Source organism: Asticcacaulis sp. AC402 (genome assembly GCF_000495835.1).
Classification (GTDB): Bacteria; Pseudomonadota; Alphaproteobacteria; order Caulobacterales; family Caulobacteraceae; genus Asticcacaulis.
Genome location: NZ_AWGC01000006.1, coordinates 199,848 through 218,052, shown reverse-complemented (window position 1 = coordinate 218,052; position 18,205 = coordinate 199,848). Strand labels below are relative to the sequence as shown.

The following is an 18,205-nucleotide window of genomic DNA, read 5'->3' as shown; positions in this document are numbered from 1 at the left end:
CTGCCGCTCCGCGGCAACCAGGTTTCTACCACACACCCGCCTCTTTCAGCGCGCGCGCCAGTTCCGGCGTCATGTCGCCCTGGTCGCCCGTCGGCAGGTCCCTGGGCGCATCAGCCGGTTTGAGATAGCGCCAGCCCTGGAAAGGCCGGCGCGGCTGGGCCTCGGTCAGGATGTTCTTCGTCTTGAGCCCGATCAGCCAGTGGTCCTCAGCCTCGACATAATCGAACGACACGATCTCACGTCGGCACAGGATAACGCCCTTGACCACCCAGTACAGCGACCCGCCGTTGATCAGCTCCTCCCAACGTGTCGGGCGATGACGCGTATGGATGCAGGACACCTCAGCAAGACCACGCTCGTGCTCCCAACGCAGAATATCTTCCAGGCTGTCGGCGCCGACTGCCAGCTTCATAATGTGGATATCAGTCATCACTGCCTTATGGAAAACCTGGTAAACGGGTCTTTAGCCTTTTACGCGCAATCTACCCGAAAGCGGGGACGCCCGCGCGGCTGAGCCACACTTTTCGGATTGCGCTCTGAGTCTTTAGGCGCAATCCTATGGGAAGATAAAGACGGAAACGCGTAAAGGTACCCAAAGCGTATGGCGAAAGACGACCTCCTTCCACGGACTTCTCTGCAGCAGGCGCTGGAGAGCCTGTTCGGCACCGTCCAGGGCGAAAGTGCCAGCCTGATTTCGCTGCCCGGCGGTTCACGCCTGTTCAATACCGGCGACGAATCCGACCACCTCTACCTGTTGCGCTCCGGCCGGCTTGGCGTTTTTCGCCACGATGAAGATCACGACGAACTGAGCCTGATCGGTATCATCAAGCCAGGGGAGCCGGTTGGCGAAATGTCCTTGCTGGCGGGGACGGCTCACAGTTACACCGTCATGGCCTTGCGCGATTCCGATCTTCTTGCCATGCCGCGCGATAGTTTCCTGACCCTGATCGATTCGCGACCGGACCTCCTGTTGGCCTTGTCACGCAAGGTCATCGAGCGCGTTCGCCGGGACGTCCCGGCATTAACGCCCAATGTCTTTGCCTTCTACGCCATCTGCAACCAGCCGATCCGCCCGATGGTTGAACGCGTCGCCGTCCAGATCCGCGCCCTGGGCTACAAGGTCGCCGTACTCGACAAGAGCTTCCATGGGACCACGCCCGAAGCCTTCTCCAACATCGAGGCCGAAAACGACTATGTCCTGCATGCGGCGGAACGCCATGAAGCCCACTGGCGGCTGCTAAGTTCGCGCCAGGTCGACCATGTCTTCCTGTTGGCCGACGTTTGCGAACAACCCGACGCCATCGAGGTCGAGGGCGAAAAATCGCTCCTGCATCGCGCGCCCGATCTGGTGCTGATGTATCCGTCTGACCGCGCCAGGACCCACCATGCCAACGGGCGCACGCGCGCCTGGCTGGATCAGGTTAAGCCGACGCGCTGGTTTCACATGTGTCCTGATGATATCCATGATCTGGGCCGGCTGGCGCGGATCATCGCCGGCCATAGCGTCGGCATCGTCTTTTCCGGCGGCGGCGCGCGAGCCTTTTCGCAGATCGGTGCCATCCAGGCCCTGCGCGAAGCCCACATCCCAATCGATTTCGTCTGCGGCTCATCGATGGGCGCCATCCTCGCCGCCACCCTGGCCTTGCAGTGGGACGATGCCGAGATAGAAGGGCGTATCCGCGATGCCTTCGTCGACTCGTCACCGCTGGACGACGTCACCTTTCCCTTCCTGGCCATGACCGGCGGCCGCAAGGTCGACGAACGCTTGCAGAAACACTTCGGCGAGATTCAGATCGAGGACATGCCCTTGCCCTATTTCTGCCTGTCGTCAAACCTGACCACGGGCACGCTGAAGGTTCACAAGACCGGTTCGCTGCGCAAGGCGTTGCGGGCGTCAATTTCGCTGCCGGGCGTTATGCCACCGGTGATAGAGGACGGCGAAGTCCTGGTCGACGGCGCCGTCATGCGTTCCTTCCCGGCGACCATGATGCGCAATGCTCATCTCGGCACGGTGATCGGCGTCGACGTCACCCGGGCGCGCGGTGTCGACCCGAAGGCGCTGAGCGTGCCGAAGAACCTCGCCGGCTGGTTCGCCCGCGGTGACTGGCGGCGTGGTCCGCCGATCGTTTCAGTGTTGATGCGTTCGGCCACCATCACTACGGCGGCCGACCTGGCCCAGTCGCGCGCCGCAACCGACCTGCTTATCATTCCGGAACCCGCCGGCGTGGAGATCCGCGACTGGAAGGCCTACGACAGGGCGGTGGAGAACGGCTACCAGACGACGGTGGCGACCCTGGCCCAACTGGATTCGCCGGTGACGACGCTACGCAAGCATGGCGTCAGTCTCCATCCCAACATTCCGGCCTTCACGCCGGATGACAGCTATGTCGAGCTGGCGTCACAGCCCCCGCAAAAGCAGGGAACGAAGTTCAGTCTGTTTGGCTGAATACCAGAGCGCAATCCGACAAAGTGGACCCCACCGCACGGGCGCCCCGTTTTCGGAAAAATTGCGCGACAAAACAAAAACTTATACCAAGCCTCATAAAGAATGACGCTTGGTCTTCGTTTTTTTCAGCTCAAGCGCCGCATGGCTCCTCGCAAAAGCTCGGGCGCCCCAGAACGTTCTTTGGCGCGCTTACCAACCCACGATGAGTCAAGGTCATCGCGGGTTGGTATTAGAGCGTGATGGCGATTCTACCTGAAGCCATCCCGCTCTAGTCCTTGAGTCCGCCCAGGCGCTTCATGATGAGCCACACCGAAACCGAGACGAAGAAGATGCCCAGCGCCGCCGAGATAATCGACAGGTTGCGGAAATCCTCGGTCATGCCAAGCCGCGCCACGGATGGATCCTGATACTTGAACCAGGCCGCAGCGCCAACGCCCAGACACGCCAGGCCGATCACCGAGATGAATATCCACCACATGGTGCGGGCAATCATCTTGCCCCAGCTGGCGCCTTCCTCGTGCATCTCTTCCGAGGACAAGGCGATACGGTCGCCATCCAGCGTCCAGGCGTTGTTGTCGTCTTCATAGGTCGCCGCACTCAGCAGGCTGCCCTGCTGCTCGGGCTGAACCGTATCTGACCCGCGATAACCTTCGGGCAGCGGCCGCTGAAGCTGTTCGCGCCAGTGGGCCGATTGCGCCGGACGGCCAATTTCGGGCTTCACAGGTTCGGGCTTTAATGGCTCGACCTTTAACGGCTCGGGCTTCACAAGCACGGGTTTGGCGAAAAGGTCTGGTACGGGCGCGGACGCCAGGTCGACGGCCTTGGGACGCGGTACTTCAACCACATCCGCGACGGCCGCGGGTTGCGGCTCGACCCTGGCGCCAATCGGCTTGGCATAAGGATTAAGTGCCGTGATCACCGGTGCCGGCATGGCCGATGGCGACACGACAGGCTTGAATGGGGTAAAGCCGCCAATCGCCGGCTCGTCTTCGATCACTTCGGGTTCGGGTTTCGTCGCAATGGATTCCGGACGGCTTGAAATTTCGATCGGCGTCGATTGCGACGACTGCGGTGCGATCACGCTGTGATTGATAAATTCTTCCGGCGCAGGCGTTGACACAGGCGCAGGCGCAGGCGCAGGCGTTGGCGCAGGCGCCGGACGTGCCATCGGAGACCCAAGGGGCCGGCCCAGGGCGCCGCCACCGTAGGGCGAATACAGCCGCATGAGAGCAGCGGCTGCCTCGGCCTTGCGTATCTTTTCGGCCTCTTCGCTGCTGGGCTGAGCAGTCGCCGCAGCCTGGTCGCGGGTAGCCTGATCCCGGGCAGCCTGGTCGCGGGCTTCACGCTCGCGCGCCTCTCGCTCCCTGGCTTCACGCTCCCTGGCTTCACGCTCCCTGGCTTCCCGCTCCATGGCTTCACGCTCCATGGCTTCACGTTCGCGCGCTTCGCGCTCGCGGCGTTCATCTTCAAGGCGGGCCTGCTCGAGACGCGCAGCTTCAGCGCTGGCACGCTCGCGCTCCAGACGCTCCTGTTCGAGCCGGCCCTGTTCGCGTCGCGCCGCGTCTGCCGCCGCTGAGGCGGCGCGTTCAAACTCCAGGCGTTCCTGCTCCGCACGTGCGGCTTCAGCGGCGCGCTCACGGTCCAGGCGTTCCTGTTCAAGACGGATCTGTTCCAGCCGCATGGCTTCGGCTGCCGCCAGACGTTCGCGCTCCAGATTTTCCTGCTCAAGGCGGGCTTGCTCAAGACGGGCCCGTTCAAGATGGGCCTGCTCAAGACGGGTATATTCAAGACGGGTATGCTCAAGATGGGCCTGCTCAAGACGGGCCTGCTCCAGACGGGCCAGTTCCAGACGCTGCAGTTCCATTAACCGGGCTTCATCGGCGGCACGAGAGGCCGCCAGGGCCTGGGACTGACGCAGGGCTTCGTCGCGCAGGCGCTGCTCCTCCTGAGCGCGGGCAATCGCTGCCGCCACCTCCGGGCTCATCTGCGGTTCAAGATCCGCACTACCGGCAACACTGGCATAGGGGCTGGTCGTTTCTTCACGGACCGGCGTTTCGCGCATGGCGCTGGAAGCCACCAGGCCCTCCGGCAAGCTCTCAACGACCCGTTCCATCGGCTGGGCAAGCGGTTGAACCAGCGGCTGCGACGCAGGCATTCCGAAGGTGGCCGGGGCAGGACGGGCATAGGGCGACAACATGTCCGCCGGCAAGGCCGACGGCTGCGTCACGTGCGGTGTCACGGTCGGCATGACGGTCGGTTCAGGCGCCTGTTGGACACCGACGGGGTAGGCCGACAGGATGCCACCGCGGTCCGGTGAATTCAGTTCCGAAGTTTGAACAGCGGCGCCCCCGGAGTCTTCAACGGGACGCACGAGCAGTGTCGGCGCATTGCCGGACGCTTCGTCCGGAGTCAGGAAGAGGTTTTTTTCGGCGGCGCGGCGGCGGATCAGCGGTGCCAGCACATAGGTCTGGCCGTTGAACTCTGCGGAGCGCCAGGCATCCATGGCCAGGGCGGCCTCAGTCATGCGACCTTCGTTGATCCGCTTCAGAACGGTTGACTGACCGAAATTGTCGGCGCCGATATTGAAGCAGAAGGACACCAGGGCATCGAACTGGTTCTGGTTAAGGGGCACCAGCACGAGGTTGTTCAGGGTGTCGACGATCGGCAGGAGGTCGAAGCGCAGCAGCGCATCGGCATCCTCCTGGGTAACCTTCGCCCCTTCGCGGGCCGAAAAGGTATGCCCATAACCAAGAGTCCAGCGGCCATCCGGCAGCCGGGCTGCGCTCGATCGCAACCCCTCGAAACTCTTGATCAACTCGACCCCGGCGCGGGAGACCTTTTGACGCGCTCTCATCCCAATGACCCTAACCTAGCCTTACAGCGAGTGAAACTAACCCACCTCTGACCCAAAACAAGACGTTTTGCGCCACTTACGCCCCGTCGTAGCAAACCACAGACCGTTTAACACTGACAAGTGTCTTCTGCTTTATTTTAAAGGAGCACGAGGGCCGCCAGGCCCAGAAAGCTGAAGAAACCCACCGTGTCGGTCACCATGGTGACGAAGATGGGCGATGCTACCGCCGGATCGCGACCCATTTTCGACAAACCCAGCGGCATCAGCGTGCCCGCCAGGGCCGCGGCGGTGAAGTTAATGACCACCGCCCCCCACATGACCAGTCCCAGTCCCAGCGCACCATGCCAGTCTTTTTGAATTTGGGTATTCCACATCAGCAGGGTGGCGATGATCGACAGGACAAAGCCCAGTGCCGCGCCGTTTATCCACGCCACGCGCACCTCACGCCACAGGGTGCGCCAGGCATTGGCCACCGTCAGCTCGCGCGCCGCCAGGGCTCGAACATTGACCGTCAGCGCCTGGGTACCGGAATTGCCGCCGATCGAGGCGACGATCGGCATCAAGGTGGCCAGGATGACAAGCTTCAGGATCTGGTCCTGGAAGGCCGAGATGATCCAGGTCGAGCAGAAGGCCGTCAGCATATTGACCGACAGCCACGGCAGGCGCGACTTCAACATGTCGAAGGTACTGGCATCGCGGCCCTCGTCATCGGAAACCCCGCCCAGGGCCAGCAGATCTTCGCGATGCTCTTCCTTGATGATGTTGACGATGTCATCGACGGTGATCTGGCCGACCAGCCGCCCCGAGTTGTCGACGACGGGCGCCGAGATCAAATGGTATTTCTCGAAGATATAGGCGACCTCTTCCTGGTCCTGATCGATAGCGATCTCGGTCGTTGGCTCCATCAGGCTGGCCAGGGTCACTTCACGCCTGGATCGCATCAGCACCGATACCGCGATGGCGCCGATCGGCTTGTGCGACGGGTCGATAACGTAGATGTCGAAGAACAATTCCGGAAGGTCGTCGCCGGCCTGACGCATATGGTCCAGGGTGTGGCCAACATTCCAGAAGCTCGGTGCCGCCATGACTTCGCGCTGCATCAGGCGGCCGGCGGTTTCCTCTTCGTAGGTCAGGGCCGTGGCCATGGCCTCTCGCTCGGCCAGGGGCATGGCAGCCAGGACGGCCTTTTGCTGGTCCTCTTCCAGGTCTTCGAAAACGGCGGCAGCATCGTCGGAGTCGAGTTCCTGCAGCACTTCGGCCAGGTCAGCGGTGGGCAGGGTCTCGATGACCTCATCGCGGATGTCGTCATCCAGCTCCGGCAGCACTTCGGCGAGGGCGTCGGCCGGAATCCACGGGATAACCTCTTCGCGGTAGTCTTCCGAAAGGAAACCCAGCAAGTCGGCGATGTCGGCCGGACGCAGGGCGTCGAGAAGTTCGCGCAGGCGCATGCCGTCGCCGCGGTCAGCGGCGTCGATAACCAGGGTGATATACTGCGGATTTAGGGCGTAGTCGTCCTTGAGGGCAAAGTCTTCGATGTCCTCTGGGGTGGTCAGGATGGCGTCAGCTTTCAGTATGACGTCTTCGGCTGAAAGCCTGGAGCTATCTGGCTTCTGCGGGGTGTCCGATGTCTGGCTCATAGCCCAGTCCCCCTTTTCAGCGCGCGATAGCGTTTCCTTGTTTGCCCATGCCGGATCTCCGTCTGCCGTGGGAACCAGCGATGGCTTGCCGAGCCGTAGCAAACCGGGGCTTTACCGACGGCCTTTGCTACGCTTAGAAGAGCCAGCGTTCGCGCATTTCGTTCACGAAGGCTGGTGCGGTCGAGAAGACTCGAACTTCCACATCTTGCGATACAGCGACCTCAACGCTGCGCGTCTACCAATTCCGCCACGACCGCACGTCATCCGGAGAGGCGGGCAGATAGCAACTGTTTCAGGCTTTGTGAAGTCTTTAATTCAAGCGGTCGCGGAATAATTCCTCCAGGCTGTACGCAGCCTGGCAAGGACGTCGGAAAGCAGGACCAGCCCCCCGCCTTAGGACGAGCCATCGGCGCCGTCCGTGCGGCGGTGTCTGAGCGCGATTATGAACCTATCGCCATAAAGTCGTAGACATTGGCCGACTTGGTGACGACGATCGAAATCTTTTCCTCGAATATCTGGATTTCGCCACGGGCCACCGGATGATTGTTGGCCAGGATCCACACCTCATCATGCTCTCGCGCATCCAGCGGAATAACGGCGCCGCGGCCCATCCGCAGAAGTTGCTGCATCGGCAGGACCGAACGCCCGAGAAGCACAGAGATTTCGACCGGAACCGCACCTACCTGAGACGACGTCACGCGTTACCACCCTCACCAATACCGGCTAAAGACCTACACTAGGCCCTTGCCTCTTAAAACTTTATAACTCAGAGACTGTTTTGAAAATGTGTATGGTTGAGCCGAAATGCCTGGTTTCGAGAACCGGAGCGGAACGTACCGTGCTCAATGAGCGAAGCGTTAGCACAACTAACACGTAGTACGTGGGCACCGGAAGCGCAGAGAACGGCCCTTTGCAGGCCGACCGTACATATTTGTAAACAGTCTCTCAATGGGGTGTCATGTTTTATGATGGGTTAACGCAACCAGGTTTCCACAGCCAAATCGACGCCAGCCCGCCGCAATGGGTCGTGGCCCCCGCCACTGTCCCCTATCCGGAGGCGGTCGACTTCATGGAGAGGCGCGTCGCCGCCATCCTGGCGGGTGAGGCGCCGGAAATGGTGTGGCTGGTCGAACATCCACCCCTCTATACCGCCGGCGTCTCGGCCCGAGCGGACGACCTGATTGCGCCGGAGCGCTTTCCCGTCTTTGCCACCGGGCGCGGCGGCCAATACACCTATCACGGTCCGGGTCAGCGGGTGGTCTATGTCATGCTGGACCTCAACCGCCGCCACAAGGACGTCCGCCGTTTCGTCCAGGCTTTGGAACAGTGGATTATCGACACCCTGTGGCAGTTCAATGTCGAAGGCCATATCCGCGACGGCCGCGTCGGCGTCTGGGTCGAGCGCAAGGATAAAGGTTATGCTGTGTCTCCGGATGACCTTGTGTCAGCCGGCAAGGGTGAGCGCCCGCCCGAGCTTATGCGCGGCGCCCCACCCAATCTGCAAGCAGATTGGGACACGCCTAACGAGAAGGGCGAATTAGAAATTCGCCCTGGGGCGCCTGAGCGCACCTACCAGGAAGACAAAATAGCCGCACTGGGTATCAAGCTAAGACGGTGGGTCAGTTTTCACGGTATCAGCCTGAACGTCGAACCCGACCTGTCGCATTTCGGAGGCATCGTCCCGTGCGGCATTCGTGAGCACGGCGTCACCAGCCTGCTCGATCTCGGCCTGCCCGTGACCATGGATGAGGTCGACTACGCCTTGATGCGGAGTTTCACAAAGCTGTTCGGGCCCGTAGAGGCAGAATAAACTGCCCACAGATTACGCATATTATTCAGTAACTTATACCAAGCCTCAAAAAGAATGACGCTTGGTATTCGTTTTTTTTTCAGCTCAGGCGCCGCATGGCTCCTCGCAAAAGCTCGGGCGCGCAGTCGCGCTTGCCAACCCACGATGAGTCAAGGTCATCGAGGGTTGGTATTAATCTGTCCAATCCGTGGACCCGCCTACCTTAACGCACCGCTTCGCGGTTGGCTCGGAATTAGGCCACTGATTTCGTACGAAACAGCGTCTTGCCGTAGCGGTTGTCACCCCGTTCACCGGGCATGACACAGAGATCGACAACCGCCCACAGGACCACCAGGCCGGCCAGGAAGTCAAAGAAACCATTGGGCTGCGGCCACACCATGACGACGGCCAGAAGGATCACCACCGCCCACCAGCCCGAGCGGCCGCGGTCGTGCAGCCGCTTGGCCAGGACGCAGGCGCCCATGAAGACAACCGCAGAATAGACGACAATGCCAGCGACGAATTCGATCGGCCCCTGAAAGGCCGATTGATAGACGGCAACCCCAACCAGCAACAGGGCCGCGGCAATGGTAAAGGGCACCTGCCCGATCCGCCCGTTGGCGGAGAAGAACAGTTCGGCCCAGTCTGTCTTCGGATTCATGCAGCGCTCCGTTCGTCGTCAATCCCTGAGGATTTGTTATACCAAACCCGAGCGGACGACCAAGCGAAACTACAGCGACAGGCGGGTCTTGTTGATCGACTTGAAAATGCCGGCCATGGTCGCATTCAGCTGGTTGGCATTGGTCAGGTCGTAAAAGTATTCCGGCGCACTGGCGCATTGGCGCAGCATGTTGGAATTGCCCTGGATGATCTTGACGGTATAGATAGTGATACCCTTGGCCTTGGCGTTCTGGCAGGCCAGGGCGGTACGCTTGTCGATGACGCTGGAGTTCCAGCTCGTTTCGCTCTTGGTGTTGTCACCGTCGGTCACGACGATCATGAATTTCCGCGCCGAGTCGCTGCCGAATGCGCTGGCATCGGTGAAGGGCTGGTTCGGTGACAGCACTTCGACGCCCCACTGCACGCCCATGGTAATGTTGGTGTAGCCACCAGGCTGGAGGGTTTTAATGAAGTTGCGCGCCGAAGTGATGTTGTCACTCAGGCCCTGAACAGGCTTCAGGCTGCTTTCCTCGCACTTGCGAAGCGGATAAAGCGATTTCACCTTGATCTTCTCCGCTGGATCAGCGGACACATCGTAATTGGAAAGGCGATCGCGGTCGACAACGCAGTTCCCTGCCCCCGTCAACAGGCCCTGGCCCGTCACGGCAGTTACGGTGGCAGCGTTGAGACGGACCTGGGTGTTGAAGGGCACGACAGCAATCTTGCTGCCCGACAGGTTGTTGCCGCTGTCGTCCAGCAGGCTGGCCATGGCGGCATCGACCGACGATTTGAGGTTGGGCATCTTGTTGGCCTCAGCCATGGACCCGGTGGTGTCGAGGACAAAGGCAATTTCGAACATGTCTAGCGAGGTCTGCGCCTGGGACACTACCGACACCGGGTAACTGTCCTTGCCAAAAAAAGCACCGAAATAGGAGGTCACTGTGGCGTTGACCGTATAGGTCTGGCTAATGACATTGTCACTGACGTCACGGTTCAGTTCGCCAGCGACGCCATAGACGCCTGGCCGGGCGAAGTTTTCGGCAAACGCCTTGTCGGCGGCCAACGCGCGGCTCTCGTCAGAGGCCGACTTCATCGCCATGGTGCGCAGGACGGCGGAATCGGCAGCGTCCTGCAACTGACGGCGGGCAGAATCGACCCGCGAAAAGTCGATCGCCGCGCCGACGAAGCCCAGGACGACAAAGGAACTGAGCGCGAAAATCATGAGGACGTTTCCGCGTTTATCTGCGCTCAGGCGGCGCAAAAAGCTTTCTAAACGATAAGAACGGCGTGCCAGGGTCGTCACGGCGATGATCCTCGGTTGCAAATGGAACTGTGTCCGAAAACGGGACACCTGATCCTGGTTTTGCAAACCGCGTACCGCGCGTTAGGGACTTGTTAACCGTAACCGAAATCGTCACATAAAAAAGCCGCCCCTCACGGGGCGGCAAATTTCCAGAGCGGGATGAGTTTTGATGGAATCAAGATACCGCTCTACGTTTTTGTTTTGTCGCGCAATTTTTCCGAAAACGGGAGCGCCCGTGCGGTGGTATCCACTTTATCGGATTGCGCTCTATAAGGCTTGTCACCTGAGGCTTGGTCAGGGACACGTTGAGATGGAAGGCGTTATTCAGTCAAACGGACCTTCCTGATGGCCTTCATGATCTTGGCCATGGTTACCGGAAGCTGATCAGCGTTGGACAGATTATAGTAGTAGCTGGTTTGCGAGGCACAGGTCTGCAAGGTGCTGGAGTCGCCCTGCTCTACCCGCACTGTGAACAGGGTAATGCCCAGGGTCTTGGCATTGGCGCAGGCCAGGGCCAGGCGGGCATTGATCTGCCCATTGTTGGTCGTCCAGCGGTTCTGTGTATTGATACCGTCGGTCAGGATGACCATGTATTTTTGGACGGATTTGTCGGTAAACGCCGAACCTTCCACGAACGGCGCGGTTGAGGACAGGACCTCCATGCCCCACTGCACGCCGATGGTGACATTGGTATTGCCGGCCGGCGTCATGCCAGCGGCGTAGGTACGGGCCGCGGCAATGTCGAGGGTCAAGGGCATGATGGGCAGCAGCGAGTTGGTGGCGCACTTGGCTGCCGGATACAGTGTACTGGCATTGCTCGACACCGGGGCATCGGCCGTCACATCAAAGGACTGGGTCCGGTCAATGACGCAACCGGTCCAGTTGTTGGTACCGACACCCAGAAGGTCGTCGTTGCTGGTGATCGTGTTGTTGTCCTTGATCACCGTCGTTGAACCGGAGCTGTACCCCCCTGCCGTCGGCGTCGCATAGGTTACTGAGCCGTTATAGCGGCTATAGTTGTTGGGCGCGCTGTAGTAGGCCTGATAGGTGTAATAGTCACCATTGCTGTTTGTACTGTTGAGTGTCAGGGTCGAACCGTTGACGCGGTAAACAACCTGACGATAGGCGATGTAGGTATAGTTGTATGTATTGCCATAGTAACGATAGGTCTGATTTGACGTATAGTATGATGTAGAAAAGACACCGAAATAGGAGATGCCATTGCTCGTCCAGCTACGCGTAGAGTTTCGATTGTTGGCGACGCACGACGTGTTGGAACCGCACATCGCCGTAACGTTTTCCGAGATAATCTGACATTGGCCGGAGGAAAAACCCGAGCAACTGTAGGTCGGACTTACCGAGACGAAGTTGCCGGTGTAGTTGATCATGCCCGCGACGTTTTGCAGCGACACCTGGGTGTCGAACGGCACCAGGGCGACCTTGGTCTTGGCGTAGTTCTTGCCGGTGGAATCAAGCAGCGAAGCCAGCACCGCGTCAAGGCTCGATTTGAGATATGTCATCTTGCTGTTCGACGACATCGAACCGGTGTTATCGAGAACGAAGGCGACTTCGGCCGTACTGGTGCTGACGCCCGACTTGGCGACGGCGTCGATATCGACGGTATCTATTCCGACCAGTCCCAGCAGATAGGTCGGCACTCGCGCGGTCGCGGCATAGGTCACGGTCATGATGTTGTTGGACGTCGACGCGCTGAGCGTGGCAGATGCCGTCGCCAGTGTATCGATTGACTTGGCGCTGCAAAAACCGTTCTGCAGTCCGCCCGAATCCTTGATGTTGCCGCAGAACGCCTTTTTGGCCGCCGCCGCCCGTGTGGTTTGGGTGGGTGTCGCTGACGAATCCAGCGTCCCGGCGATGGCGCCGGCATCGACCGCGTCCTGAAGTTTGGCGCGTGCCGCCTGAATATTGGCAAAGTCGAGCCCACCCCCGACCGCAGCAACGATCGGGATAACGGAAAACGCGACGACCATGGTGACATTGCCACGGATATCCGAGGTGAACTGACGGAGGTAGCGACTAAACTTAGTCATGTACGGGGTCATGGGACGCGCGCCTTGGGGCTGAATGTATGGCTTTTTCCGGAAAGTTGATTCGGCAACTTCCAGAAAATTAGCACCCGGCGATTAAAAAATAAGAAAAGAAATACGTTAAGAAAACAAGCCGAAATATTAAGAAAACTACGTGTTCATGATTATCAAATTTTTTCTATAATTTATTGTAAATTGCCTAATCTATAGTTAAATCTTTGGCAGATGTATTAAGGTTAAAGCCCTGCCAGCGAACGCAGTTCGTTGAAATCTGCGGGAACCGGCGCCGACAGGGTCATCTCCCCCCCTGACGGGTGAGGAAAGGTCAGGGACAGGGCGTGCAGCATCAGTCTCTTGACACCTTGCCCCCCCAGACTGAGCGCGCCGCCATAGCGGACGTCACCGGCAATCGGCGCCCCCAGGTGCGCCAGGTGAACGCGAATCTGGTGCATGCGCCCGGTGTGGGGTCGGCAGCTTAGCAGGACGGCGTCATCGCTCCGCTTCAGGACTTCGAAGGCGGTCTGCGCCGTCTGGGCGTCCGGATGATCGGCCGGGCACACCCGCGACCAGGCTTCGCGACCAACTTCTTCGCGCCGCAATGCGGCATCGACGGTGAAACGATCCGGCAGATCGGCGCCGGACACGATAGCCAGATAGGTCTTATCGAAGGCGCGCCGGATCATCGCCTTGCCGAGAAATGAGACCGCCGGTTGCGTCTTGGCGACCAGCAGAATACCAGAGGTATCGCGGTCGAGCCGGTGCACCAGTTTGGGACGCTTGCCGTTGGACTTCGCGAAGCCCCACATCATGTCGTCGAGATTGTGCCCATTACCCCGCCCGCCCTGGCTTGACAGACCCGACGGCTTGTTGAAGCCCATGATCTCGGCGTCTTCATAGATCACCATGGACTTTACCCAGGCGATGTCCTCCGGCGACAGGTTGCGCGGCTGCTTGGACGCCGGGACAAGTTTCGGCGCCTGTTTGGGCCGCGGGGCGCGGCTGGCCATCGCCTTCAGGTGTTGCGGGGAGTATTTCGCCATGGCGCGTAGCTACAGCGCCATGTCACCAAGGTCAAAACCTATTCGAAAATCTTTGCCTTGTCGTGGGCGTCCACCTGCGTCGGCCGGGTCAGCATGTAGATGAGCGGAATGACGCCAAAGCCGAACCCGATCAATATCCAAAAGCCGCTGCGGTTGTTATCGTGGAGGCGCCGGACAACCGACGCCAGACCGGGCAAGAACCAGGCGAGTGCAAGGATGTTCAGGAAGCGGAAGCCCGAAATATAGGCGAGCACTTCAAGAACGATACCGGCAATCAGGCACGCCAGATAAAACCACCAGTATTCAGAACGAGATGCCCGTCCCTGGAACTGGGCATATTTGTTCACACAGGCCTGGACGGCTTCAGAAAGGCTCAATCCTGTGCGGGGCGCCGGACCATAACGATTGACACCAGTGGTTCGCGCGATAATCAGCGGCAGGAAGGCCGGCACGACAGATACCATGATGATGAGCAGCAAAAGCCAGATCGACGACGTTCCCATAGAACTTTTCCTTTTTCCGCAGCCCATAGTTACGCAGATTCGTCAGGGTGTCCAAATCCTGCCTCCCACCGGGAAAGCAGAATGCAACCTACCCCTCCCCGCGCGCCTTCTGCTTGGTCGCCCGAAGCTGCGCCCAGTATTCCAGCCGCTGCTTGACCTTGGCCTCGTGGCCATCACCGACCGGGTCGTACAGTTTCGGCCTGGCCAAACCGTCGGGGAAATAGTTCTGACCCGAGAATCCATCCGGATCGTCGGGATCGTAGATATAGCCCGCGCCATAGCCGATATCCTTCATCAGCTTGGTCGGCGCATTGAGGATGACCGCCGGCGGATCGAGATGGCCGGTCTCACGCGCCAGCTTCTGCGCCGCCTTGAAGGCGGTATAGACGGCATTGGATTTCGGCGCCGAGGCCATGTGGACGACCGCCTGGGCCAAGGCCAACTCGCCCTCGGGCGAGCCCAGCACTTCGTAGGTATCCCGCGCCGCCTGGCACATTAGCAGCGACATCGGATCGGCATTACCGATGTCCTCCGACGCCATGCGGATCAGCCGCCGGGCGATGAACAGGGGGTCATCGCCGCCGTTCAGCATCCGCGCCAGCCAGTACAGGGCCGCGTCCGGATCCGACCCGCGCACCGACTTGTGCAGGGCACTGATCAGGTTGTAGTGGCCCTCGCGGTCCTTGTCATGGTTGGGGCGGCGCTTTTGAAGCTGCGCCAGCAACGCCTCCGACGACAGAGGCGTCTCGAAACCCATATGGTCCAGCGCCTCGATCAGGCTGAGGATATAGCGGCCATCGCCATCACTGAGCAATTTCAGCGTGTCATAGGCCTCGGGCTGCAGCGGCAGTTTGCGACCCATATGATCTTCGGCCTTGGCGATGATCTGATCCAGAGCCGCGTCGTCCAGCCGCTTCAGCACGAAGACCTGACACCGCGACAAGAGCGCGCCGTTGAGCTCAAACGACGGGTTTTCCGTCGTCGCCCCGATCAAGGTGACCACCCCGGCCTCGACGAACGGTAAGAAGCTGTCCTGTTGGGCACGGTTGAAGCGGTGGATCTCATCGACGAACAGCACGGTGCGCTGCCCCATCTGATGGCGTTGTTGCGCCTGTTCGAAAGCCTTCTTGAGATCGGCGACGCCGGAAAAGACAGCCGATATCTGCTGGAACGCATAGCCGGCAGCTTCTGCCAGCAGCCGGGCGATGGTGGTCTTGCCAACGCCCGGCGGTCCCCACAGGATCAGGCTGGGCAGGAATCCACGCGCGATCAGCCGCGAGATGGCGCCGTCGGGCCCCAGCAGATGGTCCTGGCCGACGACCTCATCGACGCTTTTGGGCCGCAGCCGGTCGGCCAGCGGCTTGGCGGCGTCATCGACCTGCGCCAAAGGAGTGTTATGGGTGGACTTGGCGGTCGGCGCGACATGGCCGAAAAGGTCTGTATTGGGGGCGGGCATGACACAGGTATAGAACCATCCCCCGGGGTTTCAACGCCTACTTGGACCTATCGACGAGGAATATGGCAGTGGGGATAGCCGGGGGCGGCGGACACGAGAAAAACTGGCGGCGCACGATCCTGGTGGGTCCGGGTTAGGCGAAATCAGCTCCTGCTTTCACGTCGCGGCCGACTTCTGCCTTTGGAGCCACGCCACATCGGCAGCATTTCTGGCCAGGCCTATGGCCTGCGCGTAGGCGGTTTGCGCCGCGGCCTCATGTCCGGCCTTGCGCAACAGGTCAGCCTTGGCCGCGAAGTAGGGTTGGTACATGGTCAGAGCCCCCTCCAGCGCCGTCAGTTCCTGAAGCGCAAGCTCAAGAAAACCCGCCTCGGCCAGGGCGACGGCCCTGTTCAGGCGAATGACCGGATTGGCATCGAATGTGATCAGGGCATCATACAGCATCAGGATTTGCCCCCAATCGCGGGCCGCCGCCTGGCTGTGCAAAGCCATGATGGCCGCTTGAATCTGGTAAGGGCCAGTTTTGCCAAGCGTCAGAGCGCGATCCAAACAGGCTTCGGCTTCTTTCAGTTTTCCCTGATCCCACAATAGGTGATCCTGGGCTTCCAACGGCACGACGCCGGCTCCGGCGATTCTGGCCCGGTAACGGGCGTGCGCAAACAGCATCAGCGCCAACACGCCCAGGACCTCCGGCTCATCCGGACGAAGGGTTTCTATCATCCGCGCCAGGTAGATCGCCTCTTCGCACAGATCAACGCGCACCGAAGTAGCGCCCGAAGACGCGCAATACCCCTCATTGAAAATCAGATAGATGACCTTAAGCACACTATTGAGCCGTTCATCCCAATCCTGAGGCTCAGGGACACGAAAGGGAATGCCGGCTTGCGCAATCTTGGCCTTGGCCCGACAAAGACGTTGCCCCAAGGTCGTCTCGGCATCCAGAAAGGCATTGGCGATTTCCGTCGTCGTCAGGCCGCCCAGGGTCCGTAACGTCAACGCAATGCTTGACTTGGGCTCCAGGGCCGGATGACAGCAGGTAAAAATCAGACTGAGCCGCTGGTCGGTCACCCCGTGACTTTCAGAGGCGACATCACCTTGTGACAGCAAACCAATATCCTGGCTTAGCCCTTCGTCGCGCCTGGCTTTGCGCAGGCGATCAATAGCCTTACGGCTGGCCGCGGTATGGAGCCAGGCGGCCGGATTGCTGGGAAGTCCGTTGCGTGTCCAATGCGTAAAGGCCGAGGCCAGCGCCTCCTGAAGCGCCTCCTCGGCCTGGTCAAAGTTACGAAACTTCGCCATCAGACTGGAGAGGACGCGCCCCCGGTCCTCACGCATAAACTGCGCGATAGCCGTCTCAACCTCATGAGAACCGGGGGCTTTTATCAAAGTCCGTAGTCCGCCAGGGGCCTGACCTCGACAGTACCATAGGCAGCCGAGGGAATCATGGCGGCAAACCGCAGAGCCTCGTCAAGATCGGCACAGTCGATGATGTAATACCCGCCCAGCCGTTCCTTGGTTTCGGCAAACGGGCCATCCATGGTCTCAGTCTTGCCGCCTCGGACCCGCACGGAGGTCGCCGTGTCGACATCCTGCAAACCATCTCCGGCGACATAGACGCCGGCGGTCTTGAGGGCCTCATTGAGGGCGCCATAGCCTTGCATCATGGCTTCGAATTCGGTGGTCCCATAGGCGGGTTCGAGAGATGGGTCTGAGTAGATCAGTGCCATATACTTCATAGGGTGTCTCCAGTTTTGAAAGGATTACAGGTTGAAAGGGCTGAGACCCGGGTGCATCACCGGGATCGACAGGGCAGGCATAAACGCGATTTTGTCACGTTGAAAAGGCAAGTTGAGAAAGATGGTGGTCAAGGGCTTGGCCTACAGGCAGGTCGCTGGAACAACAGTCATATTGCAGCTTCCCGTTTCGTAAACTGTATTTTTGCACATAGGCCGAAAGCTACGCCTGGCCCGATACGCGAGACAGGTTTGACAGGCCGGTTTCCAGGGTCTCTCCCAGCATCGCGTCCATAAACACCCCCATGACCCGCATAACGGGGTTCATCCCAAGGTCCATGGTCATTTGCCAAACGACCTCAGATCCGCCCGCGACAGGCATCACGGACACAGCCTGGCGCGGTTGGCCCAAGTCACCCAGATCAATGGCGTAGGTGACAGAGTTTTTCGTCACACGGGTTACAGTCTGAGATCCCTCGCCGTCCTTGCCGGCAAAATGGAATCCCGATCCGACGCCCGATGTTGGACCGAACGGTTGCGTCTTGAGATTGGGATCACGGGTGCGATAGGGGTTGATGCGTTGGTACCCTTGCTCAGAGGCGAGCATCGCGACAATCTCCTCCGGTTGGGCCTTGACCGTCGAACGGCGCTCAACGGTGACCTGGTGCGGCAGAAGAAAGGTGGCAGCGATCGCCGCAACGCCAATGCCGCAAACCATCAGTGCGAGTTTAATGGGCTTCAT

At 60.0% G+C, this 18,205-nt stretch carries 15 protein-coding genes and 1 tRNA gene; 2 read left to right on the top strand and 14 right to left on the bottom strand.

What is annotated here, in order from left to right; all coding sequences use genetic code 11:
- Nucleotides 1-25 precede the first annotated feature (25 nt).
- Entirely contained in the window at nucleotides 26-430 is a 405-nt protein-coding gene (locus tag ABAC402_RS24555) for a DUF1489 family protein (RefSeq protein ID WP_023448313.1), read from the bottom strand.
- Between the two features lie 171 nt (nucleotides 431-601).
- Here ABAC402_RS24555 and ABAC402_RS24550 point away from each other — a divergent pair, with 171 nt between their 5' ends.
- Entirely contained in the window at nucleotides 602-2,446 is a 1,845-nt protein-coding gene (locus ABAC402_RS24550) for a patatin-like phospholipase family protein (RefSeq protein WP_023448312.1), read from the top strand.
- A gap of 268 nt (nucleotides 2,447-2,714) precedes the next feature.
- Here the strand turns inward: ABAC402_RS24550 and ABAC402_RS40420 are convergent, their stop codons facing one another.
- The 4 genes from ABAC402_RS40420 to ABAC402_RS24530 form a co-directional block, all read right to left on the bottom strand.
- Nucleotides 2,715-5,300, bottom strand: coding sequence for a glycoside hydrolase family protein (locus ABAC402_RS40420; RefSeq protein ID WP_023448311.1), 2,586 nt, complete (start codon nucleotides 5,298-5,300; stop codon nucleotides 2,715-2,717).
- A gap of 137 nt (nucleotides 5,301-5,437) precedes the next feature.
- Entirely contained in the window at nucleotides 5,438-6,937 is a 1,500-nt protein-coding gene (gene mgtE / locus ABAC402_RS24540; RefSeq protein WP_023448310.1) for a magnesium transporter, read from the bottom strand.
- 172 nt (nucleotides 6,938-7,109) lie between these two features.
- A tRNA-Leu gene (locus tag ABAC402_RS24535) sits at nucleotides 7,110-7,194 on the bottom strand.
- A 183-nt stretch (nucleotides 7,195-7,377) separates the two neighbouring features.
- Complete coding sequence (locus ABAC402_RS24530; RefSeq protein WP_031235182.1) at nucleotides 7,378-7,635, bottom strand: FliM/FliN family flagellar motor switch protein; 258 nt, start codon at nucleotides 7,633-7,635, stop codon at nucleotides 7,378-7,380.
- Between the two features lie 260 nt (nucleotides 7,636-7,895).
- On the opposite strand from ABAC402_RS24530, the gene lipB reads away from it, so the two are divergent.
- On the top strand, nucleotides 7,896-8,747 hold the full coding sequence (gene lipB, locus ABAC402_RS24525) for a lipoyl(octanoyl) transferase LipB (RefSeq protein WP_023448308.1): 852 nt from the start codon (nucleotides 7,896-7,898) through the stop codon (nucleotides 8,745-8,747).
- Between the two features lie 232 nt (nucleotides 8,748-8,979).
- Here the strand turns inward: lipB and ABAC402_RS24520 are convergent, their stop codons facing one another.
- From ABAC402_RS24520 to ABAC402_RS24485, 9 genes are all read right to left on the bottom strand, one after another.
- A complete protein-coding gene (locus ABAC402_RS24520; protein ID WP_023448307.1) occupies nucleotides 8,980-9,387 on the bottom strand; it encodes a DUF805 domain-containing protein in 408 nt (135 codons plus the stop codon).
- Nucleotides 9,388-9,456: 69 nt separating this feature from the next.
- Entirely contained in the window at nucleotides 9,457-10,608 is a 1,152-nt protein-coding gene (locus ABAC402_RS24515) for a VWA domain-containing protein (protein ID WP_023448306.1), read from the bottom strand.
- A 401-nt stretch (nucleotides 10,609-11,009) separates the two neighbouring features.
- Nucleotides 11,010-12,737 (bottom strand): TadE/TadG family type IV pilus assembly protein, encoded by a 1,728-nt coding sequence (locus tag ABAC402_RS24510; RefSeq protein ID WP_031235180.1) that lies wholly within the window; start codon nucleotides 12,735-12,737, stop codon nucleotides 11,010-11,012.
- A gap of 233 nt (nucleotides 12,738-12,970) precedes the next feature.
- A complete protein-coding gene (locus ABAC402_RS24505) occupies nucleotides 12,971-13,774 on the bottom strand; it encodes an RluA family pseudouridine synthase (RefSeq protein ID WP_031235179.1) in 804 nt (267 codons plus the stop codon).
- 38 nt (nucleotides 13,775-13,812) lie between these two features.
- Nucleotides 13,813-14,253 (bottom strand): DUF805 domain-containing protein, encoded by a 441-nt coding sequence (locus tag ABAC402_RS0119755; RefSeq protein WP_162148500.1) that lies wholly within the window; start codon nucleotides 14,251-14,253, stop codon nucleotides 13,813-13,815.
- Nucleotides 14,254-14,365: 112 nt separating this feature from the next.
- Nucleotides 14,366-15,733: a replication-associated recombination protein A gene (locus ABAC402_RS24500; RefSeq protein WP_023448302.1), complete on the bottom strand. Its 1,368-nt coding sequence runs from the start codon at nucleotides 15,731-15,733 to the stop codon at nucleotides 14,366-14,368.
- A gap of 156 nt (nucleotides 15,734-15,889) precedes the next feature.
- Complete coding sequence (locus ABAC402_RS24495) at nucleotides 15,890-17,065, bottom strand: RNA polymerase sigma factor (protein ID WP_023448301.1); 1,176 nt, start codon at nucleotides 17,063-17,065, stop codon at nucleotides 15,890-15,892.
- A 47-nt stretch (nucleotides 17,066-17,112) separates the two neighbouring features.
- Nucleotides 17,113-17,466 carry a YciI family protein gene (locus ABAC402_RS24490; protein ID WP_023448300.1) on the bottom strand — a complete coding sequence of 118 codons (354 nt, stop codon included), beginning with the start codon at nucleotides 17,464-17,466 and terminating at the stop codon, nucleotides 17,113-17,115.
- Nucleotides 17,467-17,686: 220 nt separating this feature from the next.
- Nucleotides 17,687-18,205: an SRPBCC family protein gene (locus ABAC402_RS24485; RefSeq protein ID WP_023448299.1), complete on the bottom strand. Its 519-nt coding sequence runs from the start codon at nucleotides 18,203-18,205 to the stop codon at nucleotides 17,687-17,689.

Coding starts and splice junctions, on each gene's coding strand:
- ABAC402_RS24555 (WP_023448313.1), bottom strand. CDS start 430: ATGACTGATATCCACATTATGAAGCTGGCAGTCGGCGCCGACAGCCTG.
- ABAC402_RS24550 (WP_023448312.1), top strand. CDS start 602: ATGGCGAAAGACGACCTCCTTCCACGGACTTCTCTGCAGCAGGCGCTG.
- ABAC402_RS40420 (WP_023448311.1), bottom strand. CDS start 5,300: ATGAGAGCGCGTCAAAAGGTCTCCCGCGCCGGGGTCGAGTTGATCAAG.
- mgtE (WP_023448310.1), bottom strand. CDS start 6,937: ATGAGCCAGACATCGGACACCCCGCAGAAGCCAGATAGCTCCAGGCTT.
- lipB (WP_023448308.1), top strand. CDS start 7,896: ATGTTTTATGATGGGTTAACGCAACCAGGTTTCCACAGCCAAATCGAC.
- ABAC402_RS24520 (WP_023448307.1), bottom strand. CDS start 9,387: ATGAATCCGAAGACAGACTGGGCCGAACTGTTCTTCTCCGCCAACGGG.
- ABAC402_RS24515 (WP_023448306.1), bottom strand. CDS start 10,608: ATGATTTTCGCGCTCAGTTCCTTTGTCGTCCTGGGCTTCGTCGGCGCG.
- ABAC402_RS24510 (WP_031235180.1), bottom strand. CDS start 12,737: ATGACTAAGTTTAGTCGCTACCTCCGTCAGTTCACCTCGGATATCCGT.
- ABAC402_RS24505 (WP_031235179.1), bottom strand. CDS start 13,774: ATGGCGAAATACTCCCCGCAACACCTGAAGGCGATGGCCAGCCGCGCC.
- ABAC402_RS24500 (WP_023448302.1), bottom strand. CDS start 15,733: ATGCCCGCCCCCAATACAGACCTTTTCGGCCATGTCGCGCCGACCGCC.
- ABAC402_RS24495 (WP_023448301.1), bottom strand. CDS start 17,065: ATGCGTGAGGACCGGGGGCGCGTCCTCTCCAGTCTGATGGCGAAGTTT.
- ABAC402_RS24490 (WP_023448300.1), bottom strand. CDS start 17,466: ATGAAGTATATGGCACTGATCTACTCAGACCCATCTCTCGAACCCGCC.
- ABAC402_RS24485 (WP_023448299.1), bottom strand. CDS start 18,205: ATGAAGCCCATTAAACTCGCACTGATGGTTTGCGGCATTGGCGTTGCG.